Raw genomic sequence first — 17382 nt, 5'->3', positions numbered from 1 at the left:
ACCGCGAGGGATCTATCGTCAAGGTATGAGCGTGTTCATCAAGCTGGTGGAGAACCGGCCCCCCAAGGAATACGCGGATCTGGCGGTTGCAGATATCTCCTACGACGACATCACCGAAGGTGAGTCGCCCGCGACGTACGAGTACGACCTGCTTCCGTGCGGCGCATTGCGGATCCTGAGGGTGACCAAAGGCGAGGCCGCCGTCGTCGATTCGATCTATGCTCCCGGACTCTGGTTCCGTGTCCAGGGGCAGTGTCGCGGTAATGCGGAATAGCGAGCACTCTGCCGGTGGCCCGGCGCTGTCGGCTGCTGAGCCCGGCCGTCGGTGCTTGAGGTCCGAGCGGAATGTGCTCATGCTTTGCGTCAGCCTACGGAATCACGTCGGAAACTGCCTGGCAGGTGTACCGTGGATTGTGGGTTGCGCACTCTCACGTGTTGCGCCTGAAAGGACGGCCCCGGCGGTTTCACCGGGGCCGTTTAGAGGTTCACGCCGAGTTTGCCGGCGCGGTCACACGGGCGCCGTGGCCGCCCTCGGAGTCCCAGACCGCTTCTCGGGCCTGGTCGGCTTGTGTCACGATCCGTTGGAATTCGGCCCTCTTCAGCAGATCACTCGCTGTGTGGCTGCGCAGCGGACCGGTAGCCGCGGTCATCAGCCAGGCGGCGATGGCCGGATCCGTCTGCGGCGGAATCACCAGCAGGTCCCAGCGGCCGACGGTGTAGGAGAGCAGCAACAGCTTGTGGGGGTCTTGCTCGGCCTTGAACCAGCCGACGCTCACCACGTGCCCCTCAACGGGCACCTTCCGTGGGATGACCGGCCACAGGGTCGGATTCACCGTGACATGGGTGATGCGCCCCCACAGGGGATCCAGCACCGCTGTCAACGCGGGAAGTTCCGCCGCCAGGTCGCGGGAGCGGGGCCACCAGGCACCGTCCAGAAGAGCACCAGGGGTGTCGGTTGAGGCGAGCGCGAGACGCAGCGAAAGGGTCCGCTTCTCGACCGCCGGCGTATACAGAATGGTCGCGGTCATGACGCGGACCTGTCCCCGGGCCGGTGTACACCGGCCCGGTGTTGTGAATCGCCGAGAACGACAGGAGCTCAGAGACTCTTATGCGAAATGTCCTCGGTAATTTCAGGGTACTCCTGTATATAGCCCGCCGGACGGTTTCGCGGTGACGGATATCAGGGCGTTTTGACGGGTCTTCGAACTTGAGCGGTGCACTCGGCTGGCGGTGCTGACCTGTCGTCACGATGGTGACAGTCGTGTCGGCATCCGAATGCAGAGCGCCCGTGGTCATACCTGATCATTTCTGTTCTCGACGCAGAACGATCACGCAGGAGCCACGGGCTTGGTCAACGATACGACGTTGCCGCTCGACCTCGACGGGGTGTCGGTCGCACGTGTCGAGCGGCCCGAGGGCGGCAGACGCCGGGTCCATCGGTCACGGCGGACGAGTCGGCGCGGGCTTGTCCGGCCTGCGGGGTATTCGCCTCCCGGGTGAAGGGCTCGGCGGTGACCCGGCCCCGCGATCTTCCCTACGGGGACAGCGGCCTGGAGTTCTTGTGGCACAAGCGCCGCTGGTTCTGCCGTGAGCCGCGGTGCCCCCGGCGGTCGTTCACCGAGCAGATCGCCCAGATACCGGCCGGCGCGCGGCTGACCGGCCGGTTGCGTGGTGCGGCTGGGCGGCGCGTACATGACGCATCTCCAGCGCACGACCATGATTAATCTCGGCGCTAATTCCTGTACTTCAACTACTCACACCCGGAGCCAGCGGGGAGGGCGGGGAGATCGTCGGGCGGGCTCTGCGGGAGCGAGCCACCTGAGCGCGGCCCCCCCCCCCCGCCACCGGTTGCGCGGAGTACAGTTGCAGTCACCACGACGTTCACCGTCGGCAGCCGAGTCGGCGTCGCCCTAGACCGAACCGGTTCCGTCGAGAACCGAGACGGGCGGCACGCCATGTTGCCGAACCACAGCACCGCATTCGTATGGGGGCACTCCCCCAACTTCTTCCCGCAGCCGACGGTGCCCTCGGCAGTCCGGCTGACCCTGGAGCCGACGCTGGCGCGCGCGGGGATGTTCGATGGCGCGTGGTGGCCGCATTCCCGCGATGTCCGCGCCGAGCTGCCCGGCCTGATCACCGCACTGAGCGCGCACCTCGGCGCGATCCTGCGCGTCGGGCTGGACCAGGACGCCTGGGACGACATCCCACGCAGCCTCACGATCGACGGCCGCGTCGTTCACATCGGCTGGTTCACCGCCAGCGATGACACGATGAGCGTGACCCGCGGGCTTAACGACCACTTCATGCTCCTCGTGGTTCCGCCGTGGGCCACCGCGCCGGCCGCGGCGGCGGCCATGGAGATGGCCGCGCGGACCGGCAACCGCATGCCGGCTGCGATGATCCTCGCCGCTACCGGCACCACCCCCGAAATCCCCGACGCGGTGCCCCTGCTGGCGGTCGACGCCAAGGGCGAGTGGATCAGGGAGGCCGAGCGCGGCGCCGCAGGCCCTGTTCAGCCCGCACCGGTCAGCACGTCGGTGCGGAGCACGCCGAATTCCACCCACCCCGCCTGGCCTCGGACCGCCAGTCGCCCGCCATCTGCACGACACGGCTGACTTCACCGAGATGGACCTTCATCTCCTCCACTCCACAGCCCGTGAAGCTCTTGGCAGGTGCACGATGGATCTCGCCGAACGGATGCCAGTAGTGATCGCCGTGTGGCCACCACCCTGGCCGCCGCCCTGGCCGCCACCTTTGCCTAAGCCACCGCCGTGGCCTCAACCGCTACCGCGGGGGGAGAGATGGGCGAGGCTACCTCTCTGACATCAGCTACCAAGGAACCCATGCGTAGTTGATGGCAGCGTATGGCGCGGACCGCGGCGCCAGCGGTGCGTAGTTCTGTCACAGGGCGGCGTTGGAGGCATAGCGGTGCAGCGGAGCAAGGGGGGCTGCCGCACATCCGGCATTCGCGCGTCCAGCCATTACCGCCACAGCCAGAAATCACCCGATCGAGGTGGCTCTCAATCTCATTGCCGATCACGGACTTGCGTCGTGTCCATCCCCACCACGGATGGGGCAACGTGGCTCTCGACCTCATTGCCGGAGTGGCTCCCATTCACCCTGCCGAAAACACGTCCCGAGGTCAGGCCCGGCAGGCACGCTGCCGGCAGTAGCAAGGCCGGGAGGGCGTCGGCCGTGGAGAAACCTCGGGAATATCCGGGGCGTTGGGCTCGATGGAGAGAAGCTTCCCTGGCCGGACGACAGACCATGCGCTGGTGGCGCCTGTGCCTCGGCGTGACAACTGCTGCGACGCTTCCGAGCGTGAGCCTGGGCTGGGTGAGGCTGCCGTGGCGGTGCGGCGTGATGAGCTTGTGGTGCTGCCCGCCGACACGGTGTACGGGGTGGGGGCCGGCGCCTTCAATCGGTCGGACCACGGAACGTGGGGAGCGGAGCAGTGAGAGGATTTGAGGGTGTTGGTAAGAAGCGGTGACATCGAGAAGGCGGCTGGTGTGCTGCGCGTCGGAGGGTTGGTGGCCTTGCCGACCGAGACCGTCTACGGTCTGGGCGCCAACGCTGAGGATCCCGCTGCGGTCGCGCGTATCTTCCAGGTCAAGGGGCGCCCGCCCTCCCACCCGCTGATCGTTCACATCGGCGGCGCGGAGCATCTGGGCGATTGGGTCGAGGGGGTGCCCACCACCGCGCGTCTGTTGGCCGAACGTTTCTGGCCGGGGCCGCTGACGCTGGTCCTGCGGCGCGGTCGTCGGGTGTCCCTCGAAGCGACTGGTGGGCTGGAGACGGTGGCCGTGCGTGTGCCCGACCACCCCGTCGCGCTCGCGCTGCTGTCGGCCTTCGGCGGCGGTGTGGCGGCCCCGTCCGCCAACCGCTTCGGCTCGGTCAGCCCGACGACGGCGGACCACGTCCGTGCGGAGCTCGGTGATGCCGTCGACTTCGTGCTGGACGGCGGTCCCTGCGAGGTCGGCGTCGAGTCGACCATCGTCGACGTCACGGGCGATTTCCCGAGCGTCCTTCGGCCTGGCGGGGTGACGCGCGAGGACCTTGAAGCGGTGGGGTGTCCGCTTGCGGTCCATTCAACGAGCCGCGTTCGGGTGCCGGGCCAGCATCCGTCGCACTACGCGCCGCGGGCGCGGGTCGTCCTCGTCGAGCCTGAGAAGGTCGTCGCCGAAGCGGAGCTCGCGCAGGAGCTAGGGCACCAGGTCGGCGTTTTTCTGCCCCCCGCCTTCGCCGGCGCCCCGGTGAAGGCGCACGCCGTGGTGGCGGTCCCCGGTTCGATGGCCGCCTACGCGCACGGGCTGTACGGGTTCCTGCGCGAGCTCGATCAGCGGGGGTGCGACCTCATCGTCGCGTCCTTGCCGGTTCAGGAGGGGCTGGGACTGGCGGTCGCCAACCGGCTCCGCCGCGCCGCGGGGCCCCGCCCCTCTTAAGCGACCAGCACCGACGCCGTTCGAGGTCCTGCCGTAGCGCCCACCGGATGCGCGTCCGACCCCGATTGCGTGGTGGCCGCTGGCGGTCAGGTTGCGGAGACGGAGACATTCAGGCCGCGGGCCGCGACGAGTTGCGCACTGCCGTCGGCCAGGCGATAGCACAGGCCCACGACGGCGGTCTGGCCGGCGGCGACCCGTTCAGCGAGGACGCGGGAGCGGTCCAGGAGCAGGTCGACCGTGTGCCGTATGTGCTCGGCCAGGATCTCGTCGGGCTGGAGGCGTCCGGCGGCACGGGCCGCCAGCACGCTGGGCGTCACCCGCTCGACGACATCCCGCACGTAACCCGTCGGGGTAACGCCGTCTTCCAGCGCGGCACACGCGGCCCCGACCGCACCGCACGAGTCATGGCCCAGCACCACCACCAGCGGGCAGTCCAGCACCCCCGCCCCGTACTCGATGCTGCCCAGCACCTCCGCCCCCGCCACGTGCCCCGCTGTGCGCACCACGAACAGGTCCCCCAGACCGCGATCGAAGATGATCTCGGCGGCCAGCCGGGAATCGGAGCACCCGAACAGCACGGCGAACGGGCTCTGGCCCGGTGCGATCTGCGCGCGGCGCGCGGCGTCCTGGTTCGGGTGCTCCGGCGCACTCGCAACGAACCGCTGGTTGCCGGCCAGCAGCATGTCGAAGGCTTCGCGAGGCGACAGGCTCTGGGCATCGGTCATGACCGCAGCCTACGGCCACGCCGTGCCGCGCTGCCAGATCCGCCGCGGCTGAAGCGTCGGCACCCCAACCGCCGAGCGATGGCGACCTCAGTCCGTCTCCTGAGCGCGCCGCGGATCCGGTCGACCACGTATGCCTGGCCCACACCCGGGACCGGTCCGAGCCATGACCACCCCGATCGTGAAGCCGCTGTTCACCTCCGTCGTCACACAACGCACAACGAGCGGGCTCTTGCACGCGCTGCCCGCCACACGAGGGTGTCGGGCGCCGAGAAGATGCTGGTCAGTTTCCTGGGCCGGTGCGGGACGTGTCAGCGGTCGCATGGCTTCGTCGTACGCAGCGAGAGTGCGGTACAGGGTGGAGCGGCCGACGCCTAGCTAGCTAGATGCGGTAGGTTTGATATACGGGACTTATGGGATCTATCCGGCACAGGCAAGGGGGTCGACCCTATGTCAACAGGGACACTTCTGGCCGTCATCATTCCCGTTGTAGTGGTAGTTGCCCTCCTGGCCGTGGGGGCGGCACTCATGTCGCGCAGACGCCGCCTACGCGAACGATTCGGCCCCGAGTATGAACGAACCGTTGAAGACGCCGACAGTCGGATGGCTGCCGAACGCGAGCTGAGTGCCCGCGCCAAGCGTCACGACGCCTTGGACATCAAGCCTCTGTCCAACGAGGTGCGTCAGCGTTACTCCCGGGACTGGACCAGCGTGCAGGACGAGTTCGTCGACCAGCCAGAGGACGCCGTGCACGACGCGGACCGCTTGGTGACCTCTCTGATGCACGAGCGCGGATATCCCACCGAGGGATACGAGCAGCGCCTCAAGGACCTCTCGGTCGAGCACGGCCGCACGCTTGGGCACTACCGAGCTGCCCATGAGGTCGACTCTCTGAGTAGCCGGCACAGGGCAACCACCGAGCAGCTGCGCGGCGCCATGGTGCATTACCGGGCCCTGTTCGAAGAACTCCTCGCCGATGGCGGGCAAACCCGCCACGCCCGCGCCTGAACTACGCACCCTCCCGGCCCGCGCGAGTCAGCGCGGCGAGGGACGGAGGAACCATGCAACGCGAATACCCGCCAGACTCTACCGGCAGTGGCCTGTCCACCGAGGATCTTGCCCAGCCCCGAGACCGGACAGGCGAACCAGCAGGAGCGGCCCCCGCCTTCCCCGGCGAGAGCACTACTACGCCCGGTGAAGCCGCCGAACCCCCCGAGAGCAAAGCCGCCCCAGTAGAGGACGAAGTCCCGCAGCTCTTGACGTCAGAGGACGAGGAAGCCTTCCGGTCGCGCTGGCAGGAGATCCAGAACAAGTTTGTGGACGATCCGCGCGATGCCGTGCACAGTGCCGATGCGTTGGTCGCTGACGTTATGCAGACGCTGGCGAAGACTTTCGCCGAGCACAAACAGGAGCTGGAAGGGCAGTGGAACCGCGGAGAGCAGGCGGACACTGAGAACCTGCGGATGGCCCTGCGTCACTACCGCTCGTTCTTCAACCGCTTGCTCACCACCTAAAGCAGCCAGGAGGTGCGCAATGATCATCCTTGGCATCATTCTGCTCGTCGTTGGATTCTTGGCCAAGATTGCTATTCTCTGGACGATCGGGATCATTGTGCTCGTCATCGGAGCAATTCTGTTCCTTCTCGGCTCGCTAGGGCATGGGGCCTTCGGCCGACGGCACTACTGGTAGCGCCCGCTCCAGTAGACATGAGGGAGAAGCCTCGCTCGCATCAGTGTGGGCGAGGCCCGATGTCGGCAAACTTCACCGCACGCCGCCGAGGGTGGGAAACAAGGTGCGGTCGCCCGCCTCCTCGGAGCGCTGGATGATCCGGGGGTTGAGCAGCACGATGGCGGTGTCGCGGCCCGGGGTTGGATGGCGGCAACGGGCCGGAGGCTGATCTGCGGCCCTGCCACTCTCATGCCTTGGGTAAATGGGTGGACCTGACCGATCGCTCCATCTCGGGGTAGAGCGCATCGACGCACCGTTCGGCGGCCAGGTCGACCCACCTCTTCGTCTGGGACCTGTCGTTCCTGGTGTGGGGGATTCTGCCTCGGGCTCACCACTACAGCAAGCGCCGTCTCCGCGGATGCCAACCGGCCGGGTGACCATCCGACGCTGAGCTCCTCCTGTGGCGTACGTCCGGCCTGGGATCCAGCAGACTGCTGAAGCGGCATGGGGAGAATGCATCTCGTGGGTGTTCTCTCGCTTGTCGGAAATGGATCCGCACGAGGTCTCATCATCCCAGCTCAGACGGCCGCCGTGTCCAAGTCCGTACCCAAGGCCAACCGTTGTCGGTGGATCAAGGCTTAGTAGGGCTTGGTCAGGTTGATATGAGCGCGGGTATGTCGCGGTGACAGGTGGGGCAGGCGCCGGTCCAGGTGGCGAGGAGAGTCTGCAGTTCGCGGACGATCCGGTAGAGGGTCAGGCCGGCGCCGTTTCTTTTGGGGCTCGGGCCAGTCTCTGGAGGGTGCAGAAGGCGTGGGCGGCGGAGACGAGGGTGACGTGGTGGTGCCAGCCGTTCCAGGTCCGGCCCTCGAAGTGGGCCAGTCCCAGGGCTTGTTTCATCTCGCGGTAGTCGTGCTCGATCCGCCAGCGGAGCTTCGCGAGCCGTACCAGCGTGGTCAGCGGGGTGTCCGCGGGCATGTTGGAGAGCCAGAACTGGACCGGTTCGGGCTCGGTGGCGGGCCATTCGGCCAGCAGCCAGCACGCGGGCAGTTCCGGACCGCGGGAGGTTTTGCGGATCTGCCGTCCGGCGGGACGGATCCGCAGGGCGACGAACCGCCCGTACATGCGCTTGAGACCGTTGCGGCCGGTGCCCGGACGGGAGCCCTTCCGCCACTGCACGGGTCTGGCCGCCCTGCGTCCGGCGTCGATGACCAGCTGTTTCACGCTCGTGGCAGGGGCGGGGTATCTCGGCGTCGGCGGGCGGCCGGTTCCGCGGTAGGGCGGGATGGACGGCACGGCGTCGCCGGGGTGGGCGGTCGTTGTGGTGGAGACGCCTACCACGTAGTGCAGCCCGCGTTCTTCGAGGCCAAGGCGGAAGGCGGCGGTGTCCCCGTAGCCGCCGTCGGCGACGGCCAGTGGCACGTCGACGCCCCACGACCGTGTCTCGTCGACCATGTCCAGGGCCAGCTGCCACTTCTCGACATGGCTGACGCCGGCGGGGACGCCGCACTTCAAGCGGCGGGCCACCTTGACCGGATCGGCCTTCGACGAGGCCGGGTCCCAGGTCTCCGGGAGGAACAGACGCCAGTCGATGGCCGCCGACGCGTGGTCGGAGGCCAGGTGAAGGGACACGCCCGCCTGGCAGTTGGTGACCTTCCCAGCGGTGCCGGTGTACTGCCTCGACACACACGCCGAGGCATAGCCGTCCTTGAGAAAGCCCGTGTCATCAATGATCAACGCGGTCGGTTTGATGGCGCGCTCGATCTTCCACGCGAGCCGGGCTCGCACGTGTGCCGGATCCCAGGGACTGGTCGTGAGGAAGTGGGCCAGGGCCTGCCGGTTGCCCTCTTGCCCCAGTCGAGCCGCCATCGGCTCCACGGACTTGCGCTGCCCGTCCAGCAACAACCCTCGCAGATACACCCCGCCCCACCGGCGCTGGTCCGCCCGCGCGAACGGCTCGAACACATCCGCCGCGAATTCCTCCAGATCACACCGGACCACAGCCAGCTCCTCAGGCGTCACACCCGATCAACGGAACAACTGATCACCAGGACACGCCACCAGCAACCGAACCTGACCAAGCCCTACTAGGCACCTGCCTAAAAACACGCAGGTCAGAGGATCTCGAGGGAAGATGAATTCAGTGCCTTCTAGGGCGCGTATCGGGTCGTGATCAATGAGCATCGCAGCTTGCGGGGCGGGTGCCCCGTCGGGGGTACGGGGCCCGGCGATCTGCGGCTGCGCCGCGAGGGCGCGAGTGACCGGAAGCGATGCCGCAGGCAGGCAGCGGCGGGGCCCGGGGGCCTCGCCGTGCCCGCCGGGGTGGTGTGTCAGGCCATGGCGAGCCGGTCCACCAGCAGCTGCACCCTGCGCTCGGTGTACTCCGGAGGCAGTCGTCCTTCCCGGGTCAGGGTCGCGAGACCGTGCAGGGATGCCCAGAACGTCTCGGTGAACAGGCCCGGGTCGACGCCGTCCCCGGCGACCTCGCCGAGGGTCTCAAGGAGTGCGGCAAAGGCGTCCTTGAGAGGTGCCGGGGTGTCCTCCTGGGCGTATGCGAGGCCGCCGTCGAGCTGGAACAGGGCGTCGTAGACCGCCGGGTTACGTGCGGCGAAGTCGAGGTAGGCACGGGCCAGGGCTGCGACCCGCTCGCGTGGGCCGTCCGCGGCGGCGGTCGCGGCCCGCATCGCCACGGCCATCTCGGAAGCGCCCTGCAGAGCGACGGCGCCGATGATCTCGCGTTTGCCGCGGAAGTGGCTGTAGAGGACCGGCTGACTGTATTCGATGCGCTCGGCGAGCCGGCGGGTGGTGACCGCGTCCCAGCCCTGCTGCTCGGCGAGTTCGCGGGCCGTCGCCACGATGAGGCGCTCGCGCTCCGCCCGTTCGCGCTGCTTGCGTTCCTGTACCGACATGATTCGATCCTAGCACCGCTAGACAACGGAGCGGCAGTAGCGCTAGCGTTGTCTCATCAGCTAGCAGCACTAGATCTCAGGAGGGGTCATCATGCTCAACGCACTCCAGGTCGTCACCGCCGTGGTCGTCGGCGTGATGGTGGGGGTGGAGTTCGCCGTCCCCTTCTTCATCAACCCGACCCTCAACGCACTCCCCGACGACAGCAACCAACTCGGCCGCGCCCACGGAGGCCGGAGGGGCGGCGCCGTGATGCCGTTCTGGTACATCACCTCGCTCGTCCTCGTCGCGATCTGGGCCATCGCCGGATGGCACCACCCCGGCACCGGCCTCGTCGTCACCGCCGGCGCGCTGCTGATCCTCAGCGTGATCATGTCGATCCTGCTGCTCGTCCCGATCAACAACCGGGTCAAGACGTGGACCCCCGAGAACCGGCCCGCCGACTGGAAGCAGCAGATAAACCGCTGGGACCGCTTCCACTACGTCCGCGTCGCCGTCATCATCGCCGCCTTCGCCCTGCTGGTCGCCGCCCTCGCCTGACCCCGCGGACCGACACCGCGCTGGTGGCGCACGATCCCCACTCCCCGGGCGGCAGCGGGCCACCGAAATCCCGACATCCGGGAATGCAGCTGCCGCTGAGAGCCCGCAACTGCGATCCCGACAAACTACGCCCCTCGACGACCTGCGCGGCTCCCGGCTCTGGTTCGGGTGAGGTCTTTGATCCAGATCACCGAGGCACGCAGGTGAAGCCCGGCGAGGTAGCTTTCCCGGGTCTTGTCGTAGCGGGTCGCGATGCCCCGCCACGCCTTGAGCTTGTTGATCAGGCGCTCGACGGTGTTCCTCTCCTTGTAGAGCTCGGCGTCGTGGTCGACGGGGCGTCCCCCTTTGCGGCCCTCTTCCGGTTGGCGGCCTGGTCCCGTTTCTCCGGGATGACGGCCTTGATGCCGCGCCTGCGCAGGTGGGCGCGGTTGCCGCGGGACGAGTACGCCTTGTCCCCGGCGACCGCGTCCGGCCTGGTGCGAGGCCGCCCCACTGGGCCGCGGACCCGGATCTTCCCCAGCACCGGGATGAACTGAGGGCTGTCGGCCGCCTGTCCCGCGGTCAAGACGAACGCCAACGGCCGGCACTTGCGGTCGGCGGCGAGATGGACCTTTGACGTCTGCCCGCCCCGTGAGCGCCCCAGCAGAGCGGCCTTCAGCCGGAGCCGGCGCCGGACGCGTCGCCGCTCGCCCTGCTCGGGATCGGCACCATCATCCTGCCCGCTTCGTCCCTCGGGACCGCCCCCTTTGACCTGGCCTCCTCCTCTTCGGCGGCAGCCTTCTCCAAAGCGGCGAGCACGTGCTGGCTCGTGTGCATCCCGGCGGCATCGTGATGGGCCCGCACGGTGGTGGAGTCGATACTGACCAGCGACAGATCCACCTCACCCCGCTTTGCGGCCTCCGCGATCAGGCACTCCAGCAGGGCCTCGAACACGCCGGCGTCACGCCACTGCCGGAAACGATTGGACACCGTCGACCAGGCACCGAATTCCTGCGGCATCTCCCGCCACTGCCCGCCGGTCCTGAACCGCCAGACCACGCCCTCGAACTGCTGGCGCAACCGCTCGGGGTACGGGCCATAGTCGCCGATCGGCAGGTACGGCTCGATGAACTCCCACTCCACATCGGTCAGCTGCGTACGCGTCACGCAAGACGATCTACCGGATCGAAGATCAGCACGAGGGGAGAACCCGCTCATTGATCACGACCCGATACGCGCCCTAAGCGCCTGCCCTGACGGTCGCCAATGGCCACACGGTTCAACTCAGCCAAGAACTCTGTAATTCGGCGTGCATCGGCGTGCCGGCGACCTTCCCTCATGGGGCCAGCGAACTGGGCCGAGGCTGGCCGTGATATTTTGGCGAGGTGCCTCCTCACCACTGATTCACCAGCAAGCAAGCCGCAACGCGGGGGTCCAGTGCTTCAAGAGAACACGGCTGCGATTGGTTACTACGTCTACGCCAATTCATACCGGCGACCACTGACAACTGCCCACCCGGCAGGCCACCGCCCGCCGGTCCGATGCCGTATCGCGGACGGGCTTGGCTAAGAAGGTTTCTCGAAACCGAGTGTGGGGCTGGGGGTCCGTACGGGCGAGGTCAGGGCGGCGCAGCGGTTCGCCGGCAGCGACCGGTGGCGCATTCTCTCGATCACATCCGTCCTGGATCCGGAGAAGCTGAGGTCCATGTGCTGCCCAACCCGTTCAGCGCCCGTGGCCGCGGGGTCTACCGGGAGGAAAGGGGCGCGCTGCGCTCTCATACCGCATGTGACCGGGGCCTTCAGGGGTGGCTTGCACCAGATCGCAGGCTGGCCAGATGAGGTTGTAGCGACAGACGGGCTTGTCCCGGCGATCACATTCGGAGCCGTATGACGGTGGCGGTGGTGCGCTGCCGACCCGCGCCACCGGGAGGCCCGTCGCACAGGCTGTGGCGTAACGGATTTCGAAGCGCTCCGGTCCGCCCCCTATGTGGACTGGATGCCGATCCGTTCGATGTCTCTGGAGTGGGATGTGCGTCCTTGGTCCAGCACGTGCACGCTGTCGGTGTAGGTGGTGATGAGGTCGAGCTGGTGGCTGACGAGGACGAGGGTGAGTTGGCGTTCCGTGCGCAGGCGGGTGAGGAGTTCCAGGATTGCGACGGCTGTTGACGGGTCGAGGGCTGAGGTGACTTCGTCGCAGAGGAGGAGGTCGGGTTCGGTGGCCAGCGCGCGGGCTATGGAGGCGCGTTGGCGTTGGCCGCCGGAGAGTTCGTGGGGGTAGCGGTCGGCGAAGTCGGCGGGGAGGTCGACGTCGTTGAGGAGTTCGCGGACTCGGGTGGGCATGTGGGGCTTGCTGACGGTCCGGTGGAGTTGCAGCGGGCGGCTGAGGGAGGCGCCGATGGTGCGGGTGGGGTTGAGGGCGCCGAGCGGATTTTGCGGGATGAGCTGGATGGACCGCTGCTGTTCGCGACTGCGCTTGCGGACGTGCGCGGCGAGCGGGTGTCCGTGCCAGGTGAGGGTGCCGGCATCGGGTTTCCGGAGCCCGGCCAGTGTGCGCAGAAGGGTCGTCTTGCCGGATCCGGATGGGCCGGTGATGCCGGTGGCGGTGCCGACCGGAGCGTGGAGGTGCACGGAGTCCAGGGCCTGGTGCGTGTGGCCGCGGTGGGTGAAGGCGACCTGCAGCTCCGTGGCGCGCAGTCCGTCGCGGGTGGTGACGGTGGTATCGGGGGCGGGGGAGGAAATGGTCTTGGGGAGGGAGGCCGGCGGGGCCATTGCGGCGGGTGGGCTGAGGGTGGTGACGGTATCGGCGCAGGCGTCGACTACGTGGGGGTCGTGGCAGGCGAGGATGACGGCGATGCCACGGCTGGCGGCGAGGTGGCGTAGAAGTCCGGCGATCTCGTCGCGCAGGGCGGTGTCGAGCCCGGCGGTGGGTTCGTCGAGCAGGAGGATGTCGGGCTCCCGGGCCAGGGCGCGGGCCAACGCGAGTCGGCGTTGTTGCCCTCCGGACAGTGCACCGGGGCGGTGGTGAGCGAGCGCGTCGGGGAGGCGGCATTCGCTCATCAGCGCCATGACCGCATGGGGCAAGGGGTCGGTGGCGGCCTCCGTGATCAATTGCGCGGCGGTCATGCGGGGGTTGAGGGCGGAGCCAGGGTCCTGTCCGACGTAGGCGACGCGGTGACGGCGCAGGGCACGCAGGGCGTCAGAGGTGAGGGTGAAGACGTCCTGTCCGAGGATCTGGACGGTGCCTGAGGTGACGTCGGCACCGTTGGGGAGGTCTCCGACGAGGGCCCTTAGGAGGGTTGTTTTGCCTGATCCCGAGGGGCCGGTCAGGGCCGCGATCTGGCCTGCTTGGAGGCTCAGGCTGATGGCGTTCAGCAGGGTCGGGCCGTTGGTCAGGCGGATTTCGAGGTCGGTGACCGCGACGGGCGGCGTCGTGTGGGGCGAGTCCACGTGCATGTCCTGGGGTGTGGGTGCGGGGCGGCCGGTGGTGGTCATCGCAGGGCGGCCCTGCGGGCGGTGGCCGGTGCCAGCGCGTTGGCGGCGAGGTTGACGCTGATCGCGAGCAGACCGATGGCAAGGCCGGGGGCGACGACGGCCCAGGGGTTGAGGAGGATGCCGGGGCCGTTTTCGCGGATCATCAGGGCCCAGTCTGCTTCCGGGGGTTGGGGGCCGAGTTGGAGGAAGCCCGCCATGGAGATGACGTAGACGGCGTCGACGAAGCGGAGGCCGAACAGGGCCAGGATGGTGGCGCGGAGGTTGGGGAGGATTTCGCGCAGGGCCAGATGCGCGATGCCCTCGCCGCTGGCGATGGCCGCTTCGATGAACCCCGCACCGGCGAGCGGAGCGGCAGCACTGGCCACGATGCGCACCGCGTAGGGAGTGCCCAGAACGATGGCGGCGAGCGTGATGGCAAGTCGGCCGCCGCCGGGCCAGGCCAGTGCGAGGAGCATGATGCCCAGCACCGGTGGCAGGAGGATGGCGGTGTCCGCGATGCGTTCGACGAGCTGCCCGAGCCGGGGGCTGAGCACGGCAAAGCAGCCGAGCAGAGTGGCCAGCAGCGTGACGACGACCGCCACGGTCAGGGCGCTGCCGATCAGGGCGCTGCCGCCGTGCAGGAGTCGGCTCAGGACATCGCGTCCGAGCTGGTCACCCCCCAAGGCGGCGTCCGTGCCCGCGGCGCCGTAGGGAGCGGTTACGGGCTGGTCGACGGGATGCGCGGCCAGCAGCGGCCCGAGCACCGCCAGGAGGACGAGGAGGCCGGCGGGGATGACGGGAAGGAGGATCCGTGGCCAGGGGCGGCGTGCGGTCCGTTGGTCGAGGACCGCGGTGGTGGTCATGAGCGGGCTCCCAGCGTGCGGGCGCGGACAAGGTCGGCCAGGAGGAGGACGACGGTGATCAAGGTGGCTGCGCAGGCGACGACTGCGGCGATGACCGGGGTGTCACGGTCGGCAACGGCGCCGGCCAGCACGGTTCCGATTCCCGGGTAGTTGAAGAGGGTCTCCACCACAACCGTGCCGCCGAGCAGCATCCCGGTGGAGGTGGCGATGCCTGTGGCGATGGCCGGCCAGGCGCCCGGCAAGGCGTGGCGCAGCAGCACGCGTCGGACGGGCAGCCCGTCGAGGTGGGCGGCTTCGACGTGGGGGGTCGCGGCCTGATCGGCGAGGGCGGCGCGGACGATGCGGGTGTTCCACCCGGTCTGCGGGACGGCAAGGGCAAGCACCGGCATGATCAGCATGGTCCAGGTGGCCGGCGAACCGTCGGAGCCGGTGACGGTGGCGGCGGGCAGCCAGCCGGTCCACAGGGACAGCAGGAGCAACAGGCCGATGGACACGACGAATTCTGGGAGCGCGAAGGCGGCCGTGGAGGTCAGATCCACCACTCGGTCCACGATGCTCTTGGGGCGGGCGGCGGACCAGAGGCCGAGGGCGAGGGACGCGATGACGGTCAGGACGAAGGCGGTGGTGCCCAGCACGATGGTGTTGGGCAGGGGGGCGGCCAGCAGGTCGCTGATGTGTTCACCGCGGGCGGAGGTGCCGAGGTCGCCGGTGGGCAGCGCGGTGATCCAGTCCCAAAAGCGTTCCCATACCGGGCGGTCCAGGCCGAGCAGGTGCCGTCGGGCGGCGATGCCGGCGGCGCCCTCGCCGCGGTCCGAGGTGGCCGAGGCCGCGTCGCCGGGTAGCAGCTCGACCGCCGCGAAGACCACCGCGAGCAGGATCACCAGCATGAGGAGCCGTTTGCCCAGCACCGCGCCGATGCGCAGGGCGAGGATTCCCGACCGGCGCGCGGCCGAGGCCGCCACGGGCTGTGTGGCGGCCTCGGTGGGCGTAGTGGTGCCGGTCACTGTGCCAGCCAGACGTTTTCGAGCTGGACGCGTCCGTATCCGGGGAGTTTGGGCAGGCCGTTGACCTTGGGAGCGGCCAGGTCGATGCCGTCGGCCATGCCCCACAGCAGGTAGCCGGACCGGTCGTGTTCGATCTGCTGGAGGTCGCGCAGGGCGGAGGCTCGAGCCTTGGGATCGGCGGTGGCGATCACCTTGTGGTAGGCGTCGTCGAAGCCCTTGTCGGACCAGTCGGCTTCGTTCTGGCCGGCGCCGGTGGTCATGGTCTTGGAGGCGAAGAAGACCACCGAGTCGTTGGTGCCCCAGTAGTTGGTGTAGAAGTCGCCCTTGAGCCAGGTCTTGTCGTAGAAGGTGCCGGACTCCTGCTTGGTGACCTTGACCTTGATACCCGCCTCGCGGGCCTGGGAGGCGAACAGCGTCGCGGACTCGGCGAGCCCGGAGATGTCCTCGGTGGTGACCAGCTCGTAAGTCTGGGAGAAGTCGAACTTGGCTTCCGTCAGCAGCTGCTTGGCCCGGGCCAGATCGCGGTGGCGCTGGGGGATGCTCTTGGCATAGTCGGGGTCGGCAGTGCCGAGAATGTCGTTGGCGACGGTGCCGTATCCGGACAGGACCTGCTTGACCATCGCCTCCCGGTCGACGACGAGTTTCATCGCCTCGCGGACCCTGGGGTCGGTGAACGGGCCGCTGGAGGTGCGCATCACGATCGGCATGGCCATGTCGTTCGGGCGCCGGATGACATGGATGTCCTTGCGAGTGCCGGCGGTGCGCGCCGCGACGGCGCCGGCGTTGGAAGCCACGTCGATCTGACCGGACATCATCGCGTTCGCCATCGCCTGGGGGCTTTCGAACATGGTCACCTCGATCGCGTCGAGGTAGATCTGGCCGCCGTGCCAGTGCTCGTTACGCAGCAGCCGGGCGTTGCCGCCGCGATACCAGTCGAGCTTGAAGGGGCCGGTGCCCGGCGCCTTGGCGATCTCCTTGTCCGGGGTGTTCTTCTTCATGATGAACGTCGACAGCCGGGTGAGCATGGGGAGTTCGGCGTTGGCGAAATCGGAGACGAGGACGACGGTGCCCTTGCCCTCGGCGGTGATGTTCTCGGCCTTGATGCCGGGTAGCCGGGCCGCGCCGGCGGGGGTGTTGCGCAGGCGGCGCAACGACCACACCACGTCGTCGGCGGTGACCGGGGTGCCGTCGTGGAAGGTGGCGCCCTTGGCGAGACCGAAGCGCCAGGTCTTGAGGTCCTCGGACGGCTTCCAGGAGGTGGCGAGCCGGCCGACGGTGTTCGCCTTCAAGCCGGGTGCGGTGAGGGTGTCGTAGACGAGGGCGATGATGAGGTAGTCGCTCTCGTTGCCCTGATTGCCGTGCGGGTCGCGGGTGATGGCCGAGGCGTGGCCGAGTGCGCCGATGCGCAGCGTGCCGCCCCTTCTCGGCTTGCCTCCCGAGCCGGAGGGGGCCGCGTTGTCGCCGCCTCCGCAGGCGGCCAGCACAGCGGCCGCGCCTATGCCTCCTGTGGCCCACAGCACCTGTCGCCTGTTGACGTTCACGTCGCCTCGCTCCACTCGGTCCAGCTACTTAGGTTTGCCTACCCTAACGATAACCATTTCCGCAAGGCGTGTGACACCGATTGCCGCGATCCACCTGCCGTCAACTGGCCCTTTATGGTGCAGATTTCCGCAAAACCGGACACCGGGTCGGAAAATGAAGTTAGGTTTGCCTTACCTAAGAGTCGAGGGTACTTTCATCACCGTCCACGGGACACCGGCACGGGGCAAAACCCCCATACCGCTCCTTTG

Annotated in this window: 16 protein-coding genes and 1 pseudogene; 8 read left to right on the top strand and 9 right to left on the bottom strand. The window is 68.2% G+C overall.

Annotation, left to right across the window (positions count from 1 at the left end; translation table 11 throughout):
* Positions 1-25: 25 nt before the first annotated feature.
* A complete protein-coding gene (locus ACO0M4_RS05735; RefSeq protein WP_430368533.1) occupies positions 26-274 on the top strand; it encodes a hypothetical protein in 249 nt (82 codons plus the stop codon).
* Between the two features lie 211 nt (positions 275-485).
* Here ACO0M4_RS05735 and ACO0M4_RS05730 read toward each other — a convergent pair whose 3' ends face one another.
* Entirely contained in the window at positions 486-1028 is a 543-nt protein-coding gene (locus ACO0M4_RS05730; RefSeq protein WP_430368532.1) for a DUF5994 family protein, read from the bottom strand.
* Between the two features lie 270 nt (positions 1029-1298).
* Between ACO0M4_RS05730 and ACO0M4_RS05725 the strand changes: the two genes are divergently transcribed.
* The 3 genes from ACO0M4_RS05725 (at position 1299) to ACO0M4_RS05715 (ending at position 4442) form a co-directional block, all read left to right on the top strand.
* Entirely contained in the window at positions 1299-1724 is a 426-nt protein-coding gene (locus ACO0M4_RS05725) for a transposase family protein (protein ID WP_430371264.1), read from the top strand.
* A gap of 297 nt (positions 1725-2021) precedes the next feature.
* Entirely contained in the window at positions 2022-2615 is a 594-nt protein-coding gene (locus tag ACO0M4_RS05720) for a DUF5994 family protein (RefSeq protein ID WP_430368531.1), read from the top strand.
* An 858-nt stretch (positions 2616-3473) separates the two neighbouring features.
* Positions 3474-4442, top strand: a complete 969-nt coding sequence (locus ACO0M4_RS05715) for an L-threonylcarbamoyladenylate synthase (protein WP_430371263.1) — start codon at positions 3474-3476, stop codon at positions 4440-4442.
* A gap of 86 nt (positions 4443-4528) precedes the next feature.
* Here ACO0M4_RS05715 and ACO0M4_RS05710 read toward each other — a convergent pair whose 3' ends face one another.
* Positions 4529-5167, bottom strand: coding sequence for a carbonic anhydrase (locus tag ACO0M4_RS05710; RefSeq protein ID WP_430368530.1), 639 nt, complete (start codon positions 5165-5167; stop codon positions 4529-4531).
* A 447-nt stretch (positions 5168-5614) separates the two neighbouring features.
* Between ACO0M4_RS05710 and ACO0M4_RS05705 the strand changes: the two genes are divergently transcribed.
* From ACO0M4_RS05705 to ACO0M4_RS05695, 3 genes are read left to right on the top strand one after another with little or no spacing between them, the layout of a single operon-like run.
* Positions 5615-6172: a hypothetical protein gene (locus ACO0M4_RS05705; protein WP_430368529.1), complete on the top strand. Its 558-nt coding sequence runs from the start codon at positions 5615-5617 to the stop codon at positions 6170-6172.
* 53 nt (positions 6173-6225) lie between these two features.
* A complete protein-coding gene (locus tag ACO0M4_RS05700; protein WP_430368527.1) occupies positions 6226-6678 on the top strand; it encodes a hypothetical protein in 453 nt (150 codons plus the stop codon).
* A gap of 19 nt (positions 6679-6697) precedes the next feature.
* On the top strand, positions 6698-6853 hold the full coding sequence (locus ACO0M4_RS05695; RefSeq protein ID WP_430368526.1) for a DUF6131 family protein: 156 nt from the start codon (positions 6698-6700) through the stop codon (positions 6851-6853).
* Between the two features lie 732 nt (positions 6854-7585).
* Here the strand turns inward: ACO0M4_RS05695 and ACO0M4_RS05690 are convergent.
* Positions 7586-8851 carry an IS701 family transposase gene (locus ACO0M4_RS05690; RefSeq protein ID WP_430368525.1) on the bottom strand — a complete coding sequence of 422 codons (1266 nt, stop codon included), beginning with the start codon at positions 8849-8851 and terminating at the stop codon, positions 7586-7588.
* 308 nt (positions 8852-9159) lie between these two features.
* Entirely contained in the window at positions 9160-9738 is a 579-nt protein-coding gene (locus ACO0M4_RS05685; RefSeq protein ID WP_430368524.1) for a TetR/AcrR family transcriptional regulator, read from the bottom strand.
* 91 nt (positions 9739-9829) lie between these two features.
* Here ACO0M4_RS05685 and ACO0M4_RS05680 point away from each other — a divergent pair, with 91 nt between their 5' ends.
* Positions 9830-10276, top strand: coding sequence for an anthrone oxygenase family protein (locus tag ACO0M4_RS05680; RefSeq protein WP_399078736.1), 447 nt, complete (start codon positions 9830-9832; stop codon positions 10274-10276).
* A gap of 125 nt (positions 10277-10401) precedes the next feature.
* Here the strand turns inward: ACO0M4_RS05680 and ACO0M4_RS05675 are convergent.
* From ACO0M4_RS05675 to ACO0M4_RS05655, 5 genes and pseudogenes are all read right to left on the bottom strand, one after another.
* Positions 10402-11422 (bottom strand): annotated as a pseudogene (locus ACO0M4_RS05675) (IS5 family transposase).
* Positions 11423-12237: 815 nt separating this feature from the next.
* Positions 12238-13746 carry an ABC transporter ATP-binding protein gene (locus tag ACO0M4_RS05670; RefSeq protein ID WP_430368523.1) on the bottom strand — a complete coding sequence of 503 codons (1509 nt, stop codon included), beginning with the start codon at positions 13744-13746 and terminating at the stop codon, positions 12238-12240.
* Positions 13743-14588 carry an ABC transporter permease gene (locus ACO0M4_RS05665; RefSeq protein ID WP_430368522.1) on the bottom strand — a complete coding sequence of 282 codons (846 nt, stop codon included), beginning with the start codon at positions 14586-14588 and terminating at the stop codon, positions 13743-13745. The genes ACO0M4_RS05670 and ACO0M4_RS05665 overlap by 4 nt, the downstream gene beginning before the upstream one ends.
* On the bottom strand, positions 14585-15592 hold the full coding sequence (locus ACO0M4_RS05660; protein WP_430368520.1) for an ABC transporter permease: 1008 nt from the start codon (positions 15590-15592) through the stop codon (positions 14585-14587). Before ACO0M4_RS05660 ends, ACO0M4_RS05665 begins: the two co-directional genes overlap by 4 nt.
* Positions 15589-17133 (bottom strand): ABC transporter substrate-binding protein, encoded by a 1545-nt coding sequence (locus tag ACO0M4_RS05655; RefSeq protein WP_430368519.1) that lies wholly within the window; start codon positions 17131-17133, stop codon positions 15589-15591. The genes ACO0M4_RS05660 and ACO0M4_RS05655 overlap by 4 nt, the downstream gene beginning before the upstream one ends.
* Between the last annotated feature and the right edge of the window lie 249 nt (positions 17134-17382).

Origin of the sequence: Streptomyces sp. RGM 3693 (assembly GCF_050471125.1) — a bacterium.
Classification (GTDB): domain Bacteria; phylum Actinomycetota; class Actinomycetes; order Streptomycetales; family Streptomycetaceae; genus Streptomyces.
This window is presented reverse-complemented; position numbering and strand designations above follow the sequence as displayed.